General features: G+C 69.5%; 13 protein-coding genes and 1 tRNA gene. 5 read left to right on the top strand and 9 right to left on the bottom strand.

All coding sequences use genetic code 11. The annotated features are described in order from the left end of the window. Window positions 1-162: 162 nt before the first annotated feature. Window positions 163-666 (top strand): DUF3145 domain-containing protein, encoded by a 504-nt coding sequence (locus tag M4I32_RS01335; RefSeq protein ID WP_319032687.1) that lies wholly within the window; start codon window positions 163-165, stop codon window positions 664-666. A gap of 33 nt (window positions 667-699) precedes the next feature. On the opposite strand, the gene M4I32_RS01330 is transcribed toward M4I32_RS01335, so the two are convergent. From M4I32_RS01330 to aceE, 6 genes are all read right to left on the bottom strand, one after another. Further along, a complete protein-coding gene (locus M4I32_RS01330) occupies window positions 700-1,938 on the bottom strand; it encodes a beta-ketoacyl-[acyl-carrier-protein] synthase family protein (protein WP_319032686.1) in 1,239 nt (412 codons plus the stop codon). A gap of 62 nt (window positions 1,939-2,000) precedes the next feature. After that, entirely contained in the window at window positions 2,001-2,249 is a 249-nt protein-coding gene (locus M4I32_RS01325; protein ID WP_319032685.1) for an acyl carrier protein, read from the bottom strand. 62 nt (window positions 2,250-2,311) lie between these two features. Then, window positions 2,312-3,337 carry a beta-ketoacyl-ACP synthase III gene (locus M4I32_RS01320; RefSeq protein ID WP_319032684.1) on the bottom strand — a complete coding sequence of 342 codons (1,026 nt, stop codon included), beginning with the start codon at window positions 3,335-3,337 and terminating at the stop codon, window positions 2,312-2,314. Continuing rightward, window positions 3,334-4,266, bottom strand: coding sequence for an ACP S-malonyltransferase (locus M4I32_RS01315; protein WP_319032683.1), 933 nt, complete (start codon window positions 4,264-4,266; stop codon window positions 3,334-3,336). Before M4I32_RS01315 ends, M4I32_RS01320 begins: the two co-directional genes overlap by 4 nt. Window positions 4,267-4,307: 41 nt before the next feature. After that, complete coding sequence (locus tag M4I32_RS01310) at window positions 4,308-5,549, bottom strand: helix-turn-helix domain-containing protein (RefSeq protein WP_319032682.1); 1,242 nt, start codon at window positions 5,547-5,549, stop codon at window positions 4,308-4,310. A gap of 7 nt (window positions 5,550-5,556) precedes the next feature. After that, a complete protein-coding gene (aceE, locus tag M4I32_RS01305; protein ID WP_319032681.1) occupies window positions 5,557-8,283 on the bottom strand; it encodes a pyruvate dehydrogenase (acetyl-transferring), homodimeric type in 2,727 nt (908 codons plus the stop codon). Window positions 8,284-8,449: 166 nt separating this feature from the next. Here aceE and M4I32_RS01300 point away from each other — a divergent pair. The 3 genes from M4I32_RS01300 (at window position 8,450) to M4I32_RS01290 (ending at window position 10,115) form a co-directional block, all read left to right on the top strand. Beyond that, window positions 8,450-8,522: transfer RNA gene (locus tag M4I32_RS01300), tRNA-Val, on the top strand. 1 nt (window position 8,523) lies between these two features. After that, a complete protein-coding gene (locus tag M4I32_RS01295) occupies window positions 8,524-9,255 on the top strand; it encodes a zinc ribbon domain-containing protein (RefSeq protein WP_319032680.1) in 732 nt (243 codons plus the stop codon). A gap of 86 nt (window positions 9,256-9,341) precedes the next feature. After that, entirely contained in the window at window positions 9,342-10,115 is a 774-nt protein-coding gene (locus tag M4I32_RS01290; protein WP_319032679.1) for an SDR family oxidoreductase, read from the top strand. A 69-nt stretch (window positions 10,116-10,184) separates the two neighbouring features. Here the strand turns inward: M4I32_RS01290 and M4I32_RS01285 are convergent, their stop codons facing one another. Both M4I32_RS01285 and M4I32_RS01280 read right to left on the bottom strand, forming a co-directional pair. Continuing rightward, window positions 10,185-10,742, bottom strand: coding sequence for an HdeD family acid-resistance protein (locus tag M4I32_RS01285; protein WP_319032678.1), 558 nt, complete (start codon window positions 10,740-10,742; stop codon window positions 10,185-10,187). A gap of 90 nt (window positions 10,743-10,832) precedes the next feature. Then, complete coding sequence (locus M4I32_RS01280) at window positions 10,833-11,753, bottom strand: AEC family transporter (RefSeq protein WP_319032677.1); 921 nt, start codon at window positions 11,751-11,753, stop codon at window positions 10,833-10,835. Window positions 11,754-11,828: 75 nt separating this feature from the next. Here M4I32_RS01280 and M4I32_RS01275 point away from each other — a divergent pair, with 75 nt between their 5' ends. After that, entirely contained in the window at window positions 11,829-12,032 is a 204-nt protein-coding gene (locus tag M4I32_RS01275) for a hypothetical protein (protein ID WP_319032676.1), read from the top strand. A 24-nt stretch (window positions 12,033-12,056) separates the two neighbouring features. On the opposite strand, the gene M4I32_RS01270 is transcribed toward M4I32_RS01275, so the two are convergent. After that, window positions 12,057-12,374: a hypothetical protein gene (locus M4I32_RS01270; protein WP_319032675.1), complete on the bottom strand. Its 318-nt coding sequence runs from the start codon at window positions 12,372-12,374 to the stop codon at window positions 12,057-12,059. Window positions 12,375-12,521 lie beyond the last annotated feature (147 nt).

Below are 12,521 nucleotides of genomic sequence, written 5' to 3'. Positions count from 1 at the left end.
CTGACCGCCGGGTCCTTCCCGCCCACGCCGGCCGCGCGGGCGGCGCGGCGTTGTTGTGAATCACGGCGGCACCGGGGCATAATGGCCCCACAACCGCACACGCCACCACTTCATCACCCCAGGTCGTAGGGGAAGACGCACCTGAGGAAACGGAATGTGGATATGGCGACATCACAAGCGCGCGGAGTGATCTATGTCCACTCCGCGCCGAAAGCACTGTGCCCCCACCTCGAGTGGGCGGTCGGTCGCGCCCTCGGGCGCGCCGTCAACTTCGAGTGGGCTGAGCAGCCCGTGCTCCCGGGTGCACGGCGCACCGAGTTCTATTGGGAGGCGCCGGCCGGCACGGGAGCCTCACTCGCCAGTGCGATCCGCGGCTGGGAGCATCTGCGGTTCGAGGTGACCGAGGATCCGACGCCCCGCTCGGACGGTGGCCGGTGGCTGCACACGCCGGATCTCGGCATCCACTACGCCCAGACGGATGCCGCAGGCAACGTCGTCATCGGCGAGGATCGCGTGCGCTACGCCATGGACATCGCCGCCGGAGACGCCCGCGAACTGCAGCGCGAACTCCAGGTGGCGCTCGGCGCCGCCTGGGACGACGAACTCGAGCCGTTCCGGCACGCCAGCGACGAAGCCCCGGTGGTGTGGCTGCACAAGGTTGGCTGACCCGGCGTCGGCTGACCTGTCGCGCGTCGTCGGTCAGATGGAGCGGAACGCGACGACGGCGTTGTGGCCGCCGAAGCCGAACGAGTTGCTGATCACGACCTGATCGCGCTCGCCGAGCGGCTGCGGCGTACCCGAGATCGACAGCGGAATCTCGGGGTCCTGCTCCGTCAGGTTGATCGTGGGCGGCGCCTGCCGGTCCCGGATCGCCAGCACCGAGAAGACCGCCTCGAGCGCACCGGTGCCACCGAGCAGGTGGCCGGTGGAGCCCTTCGTGCCCGAGACCGGGATCTCGTGCAGACGCTCGCCGAAGACGTTGCGCAGGGCGACGTACTCGGCGATGTCGCCCACCGGCGTCGAGGTCGCGTGCGCATTGATGTGGGTGACGTCGTCGGAGGAGAGGTCCGCCGCGTCCAGCGCGAGCTGCACGGCCCGCGCAGCACCCCGGCCTTCGGGGTCGTTGGCGGTGATGTGATACGAATCGGCGGTCACTCCGCCGCCCGCGACGACCGCGTAGATGTGCGCCCCGCGTGCGCGGGCGTGCTCCTCGGTCTCGAGCACAAGTGCGGCGGCCCCCTCGCCCATGACGAATCCGTCGCGGTCCACGCTGTAGGGTCGCGAGGCCGTCTCGGGTGCATCGTTGCGCCGTGAGAGAGCCTGCATCGACGCGAAGGACGCGATCGTGATGGGGTGCACGGCGGACTCGGTGCCGCCCGCGATCACCACATCCGCCAGTCCCGCGCGCAGGTGCTCGTAGGCGTTCACGATCGACTCGGTGCTCGAGGCGCAGGCCGACGCGACGGTGCGCGCGTACGCCCGGGCCTCGAAGTGCATCGAGACGGCCGCGGCCGCCGCGTTCGGCATCAGCATCGGCACGGTCATGGGCATGACCCGTCGGGGCCCCTTCTCCCGCAGTGTGTCCCAGGCGTCCAGCAGCGTCCAGACGCCGCCGATGCCGGTGGCGAAATCCACCCCGAGCCGCTCGGATGCGACCTCCGGTGCACCGGCATCCGCCCATGCCTCCTTCGCAGCGATCAGCCCGAACTGCGACGCGGGGTCGAGTCGACGGGCCTCGGGACGCGCCAGCACCTCTTCGGGGCGCACCTTGGCCTGTGCGGCGAAGGTGACGGGAAGCGCGTACTCCGACACCCAGTCGTACTCGAGGGAGCGTGCGCCCGAGGCGCCGGAGAGAAGGGCGTCCCAGCTCTCGCGCGCGGTTCCGCCGATGGGAGTGCTGGCGCCGATGCCGGTGACGACGATGCGGGGGGTGGTCATGACACGAATCCTCACGGATGACGAACTTCACTCCCGGGGGCGGACGCCCCCGGGAGTCGGGATCAGGACTGGTTGGTCGTGATGTAGGTGACGGCGTCGCCGACGGTCTTGAGGTTCTTGACCTCGTCGTCGGGGATCGTGACGCCGAACTTCTCCTCTGCGTTGACGACGATGGTCATCATCGAGATCGAGTCGATGTCGAGGTCGTCGGTGAACGACTTCTCCGCGGCTACCTCGTCGGCCGAGATGCCGGTCTCGTCGGTGATGAGCTCGGCGAGGCCTGCGAGCACCTCTTCCTGGGAAAGGGCCATGGTTTCTCCTTCTTCTTCGGTAATCGTGAACGTCAAAGTCGTGTCGGCGACCGCAGAACAGCCTACTGCGGCCCTGCGGGGGCGCCCGGCAGCACCACGACCTGCGCGCCGAAGACGAGGCCGGCGCCGAATCCGATCTGCAGCGCCAGACCACCGGCCAGCTCGGGGTGCTCCTCGAGCAGGCGATGCGTCGCGAGGGGGATGGACGCGGCAGACGTATTGCCCGTCGTCTCGATGTCGCGGGCGATCTCGACGCTGTCGGGCAGTTCGAGCTGCTTGGCGAACTCGTCGATGATCCGCATGTTCGCCTGGTGTGGCACGAACGCCGCCAGGTCCGCCGCCGTGATGCCGGCGGCCTCGAGGGCCTGCCGTGCGACCTTGACCATCTCCCACACCGCCCAGCGGAAGACCGTGGGACCTTCCTGCCGGAGGGTCGGCCACGGGGCGACCCCGTCGCGGAACTCGGTGAGCGTGTGGTTCATGCCGACGGCATCCGCCTTCGATCCGTCCGAGCCCCAGATCGTCGGTCCGATGCCCGGGGTGTCGCTCGGGCCCACCACGATCGCGCCGGCGCCGTCGCCGAGCAGGAACGAGATGCTGCGGTCGGCCGGGTCGACGATATCGCTGAGCTTCTCGGCTCCGACGACGACCGCGTGCGTCGCAGCTCCCGAGCGGATGAGGGCGTCGGCCTGCGCGACACCGTAGGAGAACCCCGCACACGCGGCGTTCAGATCGTACGCCGCCGCGGGGTTCGCGCCGATGCGATCGGCCACGATCGCCGATACCGACGGCGTCTGCTTGGGGTTGCTTACGGTGGCGACGATCACGAGATCGATCTGCGAGCGCTCCAGCCCCGACCGCACGACCGCCTCGTCGGCGGCACGGGTCGCGAGATCGATCGCGTCGGTGCCCTGGTCGGCCCGCATCCGGGTCACGATTCCGGTGCGCTGCCGAATCCACTCGTCACTGGAGTCGATGGGCCCGACGAGGTCATCGTTGACGACCGCGTTCTCCCCTCGCGCTGCTCCATAGGAGAGGATGCGGGTGTGCGCGGCGCCGGAACGCTGCGTGAGGGGTCGCGGGTTCATGCGGTCTCTTCCTGGAGCAGCGCCACGGCGGCGCCGATGTCTTCGGGGGTCTTCACGGCCACCGTCGGCACGCCGCGCAAGCCACGCTTGGCCAGCCCCACGAGCGTTCCCGCCGGAGCCAGTTCGATCAGACCGGTGATGCCGGCGTCGGCGAACCCCGCCATGCAGAGGTCCCAGCGCACCGGAGACGCGACCTGTCCGACGAGCAGATGGAGCGCCGCGTCGCCGCTCCCGACGACCGACCCGTCGCGATTCGACCAGAGGCTGATGCGCGGCTCCGCCGGTGTGACGTCGGCGGCCGCATCCTGGAGCGCGCTCACGGCGGAGGACATGTAGGCGGTGTGGAAGGCGCCGGCGACCTGCAGCGGGATCACTCGCGCGCCCCGGGGCGCGGCCTCGGCCAGCTCGGCCAGGGCCGACAGCGAGCCCGCCGCCACGATCTGCCCCGCCCCGTTGTGGTTCGCCGGGGTGAGCGACAGCTCGTCGATCCGGGCGAGCACCGCCGCTTCGTCGCCCCCGACGACCGCGCTCATGCCCGTCGGCTCGAGAGCCGCGGCATCCGCCATCGCCCGTCCCCGAACGCCGACGAGCCGCATGCCCTCTTCGGCCGAGAGCACGCCCGCGAGCACCAGGGCGGTGATCTCACCCACCGAGTGCCCGGCCACGCCGCCCGCCTGTGGCGCGTCGGCGCCCCCGCGAGCCTCGGCGAGGGTCTCGGCGGCGAGCAGTCCCGCCGCGACGATCAGCGGCTGGGCGATCTTCGTGTCACGGATCGCGTCTGCGTCCCATGTCGTGCCCGCGGCGACCAGATCGACGCCCGCGGCGTCGGCGAACGCCTCGATGCGCTCACGGCCGGCGGGCTGCTCGATCCAGGGTGCGAGAAAACCGGGGGTCTGCGAGCCCTGACCAGGGCATGCGAGGACGATCACTTGACTAGTCTGCCAATCTGCGGGGGCCGCTTTCTGGACACCTACGACGAAGAAGTCGCGGAACGTTTGTGGACACCCGACATCCCGGCGCGTCGCCAGGCGCCGTCCGGCGGGGCAACGTGGCCGAGCACCAGCGCCGCCTGCAGGATCAGCGCCTCGCGGGGTCCGGTCGCGTCCCAGCCGATCACGTCGCTGACCCGCTTGAGCCGGTAGCGCACCGTGTTCGGGTGCACGAAGAGCTCGCGGGCGGTCGCCTCGAGCGAACGACCGTTGTCGAGGTAGCTCCAGAGCGTCGTGACGAGGTCGGACGAATGCGCTTCGAGGGGGCGGTAGACGCGTTCGACCAGCGTCTGCTTGGCCAGCGCATCGCCCGCGAGTGCGCGTTCGGGGAGCAGGTCGTCGGCCTCCACGGGACGGGGAGCGTGGCGCCAGGCGCGCGCCACGGCGAATCCGGCCAGGGCGGCCCGGGCGCTGGTGCTCGCATCCACGAGCGCGGGCACGGCGGGTCCGAGCACGAGGTGCCCCGATCCGAATCCCGGTTCGAGACGCGCCGCGATGTCGGGGAAAGGCAGCTCCGGCCCTTGATCCTCGCCGCGCACCCCGGGTTCGGAGCGTCCCATCACGACGACCAGCCGCGAGCCCTGCACGCCGATGAGCACGTCGACGCCGAGCTTGCGCGCCATCCGGCGCAGCTGGTCGACGTCGAACTGCGGGGGAGTGGTGCCGACCAGCACGCTCACCTCGCCGTGCCCGTGCCAGCCGAGGGCGGCGATGCGGCTCGGCAGCTCGGCGTCGGCTTCGCCGGTGAGGATCGAGTCGACGACGAGGGCCTCGAGACGCGCGTCCCACAGTCCGCGCGCCTCGGCGGCTCGCGCGTAGACATCCGCCGCCGCGAAGGCGACGTCGCGCGAGTACTTGAGGATCGCCTCTCGAACGTTGCCACCGCGCCCGGCCACCCGCTCCTCGGTGACCTCGACGGTGACGCGGATCAGCTGGAGCGTCTGCTGCAGCGAGACACTGCGCAGCAGCTCGCGGGGCGCGGCCGCGAAGATGTCCGCAGCGATCCAGGGCGTGGCGTCAGGGTCCTCGTACCACTGGATGAACGACGTGATGCCCGCCTGGGCGACGAGTCCGACGGCGGAGCGACGCGCCGGCGGCATCTCGCGGTACCAGGGGAGCGTGTCCTCCAGCCGCTTGAGGGTGGCCGTCGCCAGGTCGCCCGAGATCCGTCGCAGCCAGGCGAGGGTCTCGATCCTCCGCTCGGCGGACGTCGTTGCGCCCACCCGCGCGTCAGCTCTCGCCGCCGGCGTTGCCGGTCGTGCCGGCCGCGACCTCGTGCAGTCGGTACTTCTCGATCGCTTCGGCGACGACGGCGCGCTCGATCGTGCCCTCGTCGGCCAGCGCCTGCAGCGTGCGGACCACCATGGACGGGCCGTCGATCTTGAAGTAGCGACGCGCCGCCGCCCGGGTGTCGGAGAAGCCGAAGCCGTCCGCGCCGAGCGTCCAGAAGTTGTGCTCCACCCAGGGGCGGATCTGGTCCTGCACGGCGTGCATGAAGTCGCTCACCGCGATGACCGGCCCGGGGGTGTCGCGCAGCTTCTCGGTGACGTAGGCGGTGCGCGGCTCCGCCTCGGGGTTCAAGAAGTTGTGCTCGTCGGCCGCGAGTCCGTCGCGGCGCAGCTCACCCCACGAGGTCACCGACCAGACGTCGGACGCGACGCCCCAGTCGTCCCGCAGCAGCTGCTGCGCCTCGAGCGCCCACGGCACGCCCACGCCGGAGGCGAGCAGCTGTGCACGCTTGTCGCCGCTCTGCGCGGGAGAGATGCGGTGGATGCCGCGCAGGATGCCGTCGACATCCACGTCCTCCGGCTCGGCCGGCTGCACGATCGGCTCGTTGTACACCGTGAGGTAGTACATGACGTTCGGGTCGGGGTGCTCGCCGCCGTACATGCGCTCGATGCCCGCACGCACGATGTGGGCGATCTCGTAGCCGTACGCCGGGTCGTACGACACCGTCGCCGGGTTCGTCGACGCCAGCAGCAGGGAGTGCCCGTCGGCGTGCTGCAGGCCTTCGCCGGTCAGCGTGGTGCGCCCCGCCGTCGCGCCGATCACGAACCCGCGCGCCATCTGGTCACCTGCCGCCCACTGGGCGTCACCGGTGCGCTGGAAGCCGAACATCGAATAGAAGACGTAGACCGGGATCAGCGGCTCGCCGTGCGTGGAGTACGACGTGCCGGTCGCGGTGAACGCCGCCACCGCGCCCGCCTCGTTGATGCCGACGTGCAGGATCTGACCCTCGGGGCTCTCCTTGTACGCCAGCAGCAGCTCGCGGTCGACGGAGGTGTAGTGCTGCCCGTGCGGGTTGTAGATCTTCGCGGTCGGGAAGAAGGCGTCCATGCCGAACGTGCGCGCCTCGTCCGGGATGATCGGCACGATCCGGTGGCCGAAGTCCTTCGCCCGCAGCAGGTCCTTCAGCAGACGCACGAACGCCATCGTCGTCGCGACCTCCTGCGTTCCCGAGCCCTTCTTGGGCTGCTTGTACGCGGAATCGTCGGGAAGAGTCAGGCCGACGTGGGTCGTGCGGCGCTCGGGGATGAACCCGCCGAGCTCGTTGCGACGCTCGAGCATGTACTGGATCGTCTTGTCGTCCGTGCCGGGGTTGTAGTACGGCGGCAGGTAGGGGTCCTTCTCGAGTTCGGCGTCGCTGACCGGGATGTGCATCGCGTCGCGGAACAGCTTGAGGTCGTCGAGCGTCATCTTCTTCATCTGGTGCGTCGCGTTGCGCCCCTCGAAGTGAGGACCCAGGCCGTAACCCTTGATCGTCTTCGCCAGGATGACGGTCGGCTGCCCCTTGTGCTCGACGGCCGCCTTGAACGCGGCGTACACCTTGCGGTAATCGTGCCCGCCGCGCTTGAGGCCCCAGATCTTGTCGTCGCTGTAATCCTTGACGAGCGCCGCGGCGCGCTCGTCGCGGCCGAAGAAGTGCTCCCGGACGTACGCGCCGTCCTCCGTCTTGTAGGTCTGGAAGTCGCCGTCGGGCGTGACGTTCATCAGATTGCGGAGGGCGCCGTCCTCGTCGCGCTCGAGCAGGTCGTCCCACTCGCGACCCCACACGACCTTGATGACGTTCCAGCCTGCGCCGCGGAAGTAGCTCTCGAGCTCCTGGATGATCTTGCCGTTGCCGCGCACCGGACCGTCGAGCCGCTGCAGGTTGCAGTTGACGATGAAGGTGAGGTTGTCGAGTCCTTCGTTCGCTGCGACCTGCAGCTGCCCGCGGCTCTCGACCTCGTCCATCTCGCCGTCGCCGAGGAACGCCCAGACATGGCCGTCGGAGACGTCTTTGATGCCGCGGCTCGTGAGGTACTTGTTGGCCATCGCCTGATAGATCGCGTTGATCGGGCCCAGGCCCATCGACACGGTCGGGAACTGCCAGAACTCCGGCATCAGGCGGGGGTGCGGGTAGGACGGGATGCCGTTCGGCGCGGCCGACTTCTCCTGGCGGAAGCCGTCGAGCTGCGCCTCGGTGAGCCGGCCCTCGAGGTAGGCGCGCGCGTAGGTGCCGGGGGAGGCGTGCCCCTGGATGAAGATCTGGTCGCCCCCGGACGGGTGGTCCTGACCGCGGAAGAAGTGGTTGAAGCCCACCTCGTAGAGCGCGGCGGACGAGGCATACGTCGAGATGTGCCCGCCCACGCCGATGCCGGGGCGCTGCGCGCGGTGCACCGTGACCGCCGCGTTCCAGCGGATCCAGGCCCGGTAGCGGCGCTCGATCTCTTCGTCACCGGGGAAAGCGGGCTCGTTCTCGGGGGCGATCGTGTTGAGATAGTCCGTCGTCGGAACCATCGGAACACCGAGGTGCAGGTCGTGCGAGGACTTCAGCAGGCTGAGCATGATCTCGCGCGCACGCCCGTGGCCCTTGGCCTGGACGAGCTGCTGCAGGGACTCCTGCCATTCCGAGGTCTCTTCGGGATCGCTGTCGGACGCGTCCTGCGAATAGGGGTCCTGGTCGTGAACAGTCACAGTGGGTGACCTTTCTTCGAGCCGGCAGGTCGTGCCGGGGTAACCGGGCATGAGGCGACGGGGGCCTTTGTCGGCTCCGCACAAATCGCGCACCGCGAACAGCCTAGCCATTCCCGCTCACCCCCGGCGCCGTGGCTGCGGAACACGCGGCATAGACTGGCGCCGAGGGCCTTTAGCTCAGCTGGTAGAGCGCCACGTTTACACCGTGGATGTCGTCGGTTCGATCCCGGCAGGGCCCACATGAACGCCAGCCCCGCCGACCAGCGCACGCTGCTCGAGATCGCCGACCTCGACGCCCGCATCACCCAGGCCGACAGCGCACGCCGAACACCCCCGCAGGCCGCTCGCGTCAAAGAGCTCGTCGCACAGCGCCAGAGCGTGTCGCAGGAACTCGTGACCCGCCTGGCCGCGCGCGACGACCTGCAGGCCGAGTTGAAACGGATCGAGAGCGATGTGAGCGTCGTCGAGGCGCGCCGCGCCCGCGACACCGAGATGCTGAAGACCGTGAGCAGCCCGAAGGATGCCGCGGGCCTCGAGCACGAGCTCGCTTCGCTCGCGAAACGCCAGGACGATCTCGAGACCTCGGAACTCGCCGTCATGGAGAGACTCGACGAGGCCAATGCGGCGGTCGCCGAGCAGGAGGCACTCGCGGCATCCACCAACGAAGAGGGCGCGCGGCTCTCGGCGGAGGCGAAGAAGCACGTCAGCGACGCGACCACACTGCACGAGCAGCTCACCCGCGACCGGGCAGCCGTGGCCGCACGCATCGCCCCGCAGCTGCTGGCCCAGTACGACCGCATCGCCGCGCGTGGCCCCGGGGCTGGCCTGCTGCGGGCGCGCACCTGCGGGGGCTGCCACATGATGCTCTCGGGCACCGACCTGCAGACGGTGCGGGCCGCCGCAGAGGACGAGGTCGTCACCTGTCCCGAGTGCGGCTGCATCCTCGTGCGCACCGACGAATCCGGGCTGTGACACGACTCGGCCTCGCCGCCGCCTGATTGGTAGCCTCGTTGCGGCCGCGCCCCTCGCGCGGCGCGCCCGAACCACAGGAGTGACGCGTGACCGAGAACCCCACCACCCTTGCCCCCGGCTCGCTCGCCGGCAAACGCGCGCTCGTCACCGGGTCTTCACGCGGCATCGGGGCCGACACCATCCGCTACCTGGCCCAGGCCGGTGCCGACGTCGTCATCAACTTCCGCAACAAGGCGCCCCGCGCAGAGAAGCTGGCCGCCGAGGTCCGCGAGCTCGGCGTGCGCGCCCTCGTCGTGGGAGCCGACCTGACCGACGCCGATTCTGTGAGCGCGATGTTCGCCGAGGTCGAGCGCGAGTTCGGCGGCCTCGACATCCTGGTCCTGAACGCATCGGGAGGCATGGAGAGCGGTGTCGCCGAGGACTACGCACTGCTGCTGAACCGTGATGCCCAGGTCGGCGCGCTGAACCGGGCGCTGCCCCTGCTCGGCACGGGGTCGCGCGTGGTGTTCGTGACGAGCCACCAGGCGCACTTCATCCGTACGACGCCGACCATGCCGGAATACGAGCCGGTCGCGCTCTCGAAGCGGGCGGGGGAGGATGCCCTGCGTGAGTTGATCCCCGATCTCGAGCGCCGCGGCATCGGATTCGTCGTCGTCTCAGGCGACATGATCGAAGGAACCATCACGGCCACCCTGCTCGAGCGGGCGAACCCGGGCGCGCTCGCGTCACGGCGCGAATCCGCGGGGCGGCTCTACAACGTCTCGGAGTTCGCCGCCGAGGTGGCGCAGGCCGCGCTCGATCCCGTGCCCGCCGACAACACCCGCCTCATCGGAGAGACGAGCGGTTTCGACGCAGAGTAGACGCCGCACACGCGAGAAGAGGGGGTCCCCGGTTCGGTCGGGGCCCCCTCTTCGTCGCAGTGGTTCGGCTCAGATGCCCTTGCCGAAGCTGAACGCGCGCACGATCTGGATGATCCCGAGCACGATCAGCGAGATGCCGAGGATCCACCACAGCACCGCGGCGGCCAACAGCGGCGAGAACAGCAGCACGATCCCGGCGATGATGCTGAGGATCGCGAAGAAGATCGTCCACCCCTTCGAGCCTGTCGTCCCGAGGGTCGTGAGGGCGACGACGCCCTCGACGATCCACATGATGCCGACGAGGATCGCGAGGAAGAGCGCGAGTCCGACGGTGGCGGCCGTCAGGTTGACGAAGGCGACGATTCCGGCGATGACGAAGACGAGGCCGAGCACGATGTGACCGACGCGGGCCCACCCGCCCATGGTCTTCGAGAAGATGCCGAGACCGGCATACACCAGTCCGGCGACGATCGCGTAGACGGCGATCATGGCCGTCACGACTTCCGCGGTGCGTCCGGGCCAGACGAGGATGAGGATGCCGACGATCAGGGCGATCGCGCCACCGATGCCGAACGCCGCGCGGATGCCGTTTATCGCGGTCTTTTCGGCCGGGATGTCTGTAGACATGAGGTGCCTTTCTGAGAAAATCCTGTGAGGGGCGACGCCAGGATAGCGGTGTGGCGGGGGAGCGGGCCAGAACCGCGCCCGTCGTGTCGCTCAGCCCAGCAGCACGCTGGCCACGAGAAGCACCGGAATGCATCCGATCGTCGTGAGCAGGATGGTGTCGCGGGCGATGATCTCACCGGTGTCATACCGCTGCGCGAAATTGAAGACGTTCTGCGCCGACGGCAGAGCGGCGAGCACCACGACGGCGAACAGCTGGTCGGGCGGGAGGACGAAGACCCAGGCGCACAGCGCCCAGGCGATCAGAGGCATCGCGATCAGTTTGAGAGAGGTCGCGAGCAGTACGTCGACGCGCGTGCCCGGGGTGCGCAGCACGCGGCCTCCGTGCAGGGAGATGCCGTAGGAGATCAACAGTATGGGGATGCACGCGTTGGCGATCAGCACGATCGGCTCGAGCACGATCGGTGGCAGCTCGACCTCTGTCAGCGAGACGACGACGCCGGCGGCCGCACCGATCAGCAGGGGGTTGCGGAGAGTCTGCACCGCGATCCGGCGCACCGAGCGCGAGCGGGCGCGCGCGGCATCCAGAAGAGCGAGGGCGACGGGCATGAAGACGAGCAGCTGCGCGAGGATCACGGGCGCCGAGAACGCGGCGTCGCCGAGCACGTACAGCGAGATCGGGATGCCGATGTTGTTGGCGTTGACATACCCGGCGCCGAGTGCGCCGACGACGGTGTCGCCCAGGCGACGATGCAGCACGAGCCGCGCCACGATGCCGTACATCGCGAAGACGATCAGTGCGGCGGCCGCCGACGCCGGCAGCAGCGACGAGAAGAGCGTGGCGACGTCGGCGCCCGAGAGCACCACGAAGAGCAGGAACGGCGACAGCACGAAGAACGTCAGCCGGCTCAGCACGTAGCGGGGGTTCTCACCGAGCAGGCCGGTGCGCCCGAGGACGTACCCGATGAAGATCGCCAGCCCGACGACGGCGAAGCCCGTGGCGACGCCGCTCACGCGGACGACGACGGCGAGTCGGATGCGGCGGTCACAGGTTCGAGCGTACCGAGGCCTGTCGGTATCGTGGCCGCCATGGAACGGCCCCGTGCACTCCGAATCCTCGTGACCGGTGCCGCCATGGCCGGCATGCTCGCGCTGGCCGGATGTGCGGAGCCAGCTGGGCCGGAATTCGCCGATCTCAGGCGGGAGGCCACCGCGTCAGACACGCTGCCCATCTCGCTTCCGGACTACGCGTTCGAGAACGTCGCCGCGTTGGTGTCGCCGCTCGCGGAGTGAGGCGGCCTCGTCGAGTGAGGCGATTCATTGCGCGGGAAGACAGCCGCCGTCGAGGATGTAGCCACCGACCTCGATGCTGATCACGCCCGACGTGATGTCACCGTACAGACAGCCGCCTTCGGGGCCGCTGACTCCGAAGAGAATGCGTGGGCCGTCATCACGCACCCGGGCGCCGGGAAGACCTACCGATGCGAGAACCTCGTGCAGGTCGGCCGCGGTGATCTCGCGATCGGCGCGCAGCGCCTGCAATTCGTCGGTGATCGGTCGGATCAACAGCTCATTCGTCTCTCGAGCTGCGTCGTCGAGGTCCATGCGATCCCGGTGGCGATCGTTCAGCGCCATGGATTCTTCGGGGTCGTACGACGCGCAGCCAGGAGGCGGTTCCGCATGTTCGCTCGACGGACAGGGAGCGGTCGTCGCCGGCGCGGGAGTCGAGGACCCGGCGCCCGACGTCGCTGAGGGTGACGCGCAACCCACCAGGAGGCAGAT

Origin of the sequence: Microbacterium sp. LRZ72 (assembly GCF_033792225.1) — a bacterium.
Classification (GTDB): Bacteria; Actinomycetota; Actinomycetes; order Actinomycetales; family Microbacteriaceae; genus Microbacterium.
This window is presented reverse-complemented; position numbering and strand designations above follow the sequence as displayed.

Excerpts from the sequence above, each read along its gene's own strand:
- M4I32_RS01335 (WP_319032687.1), top strand. The coding sequence starts at position 163 with ATGGCGACATCACAAGCGCGCGGAGTGATCTATGTCCACTCCGCGCCG.
- M4I32_RS01330 (WP_319032686.1), bottom strand. The coding sequence starts at position 1,938 with ATGACCACCCCCCGCATCGTCGTCACCGGCATCGGCGCCAGCACTCCC.
- M4I32_RS01325 (WP_319032685.1), bottom strand. The coding sequence starts at position 2,249 with ATGGCCCTTTCCCAGGAAGAGGTGCTCGCAGGCCTCGCCGAGCTCATC.
- M4I32_RS01320 (WP_319032684.1), bottom strand. The coding sequence starts at position 3,337 with ATGAACCCGCGACCCCTCACGCAGCGTTCCGGCGCCGCGCACACCCGC.
- M4I32_RS01295 (WP_319032680.1), top strand. The coding sequence starts at position 8,524 with ATGAACGCCAGCCCCGCCGACCAGCGCACGCTGCTCGAGATCGCCGAC.
- M4I32_RS01285 (WP_319032678.1), bottom strand. The coding sequence starts at position 10,742 with ATGTCTACAGACATCCCGGCCGAAAAGACCGCGATAAACGGCATCCGC.
- M4I32_RS01275 (WP_319032676.1), top strand. The coding sequence starts at position 11,829 with ATGGAACGGCCCCGTGCACTCCGAATCCTCGTGACCGGTGCCGCCATG.
- M4I32_RS01270 (WP_319032675.1), bottom strand. The coding sequence starts at position 12,374 with ATGGCGCTGAACGATCGCCACCGGGATCGCATGGACCTCGACGACGCA.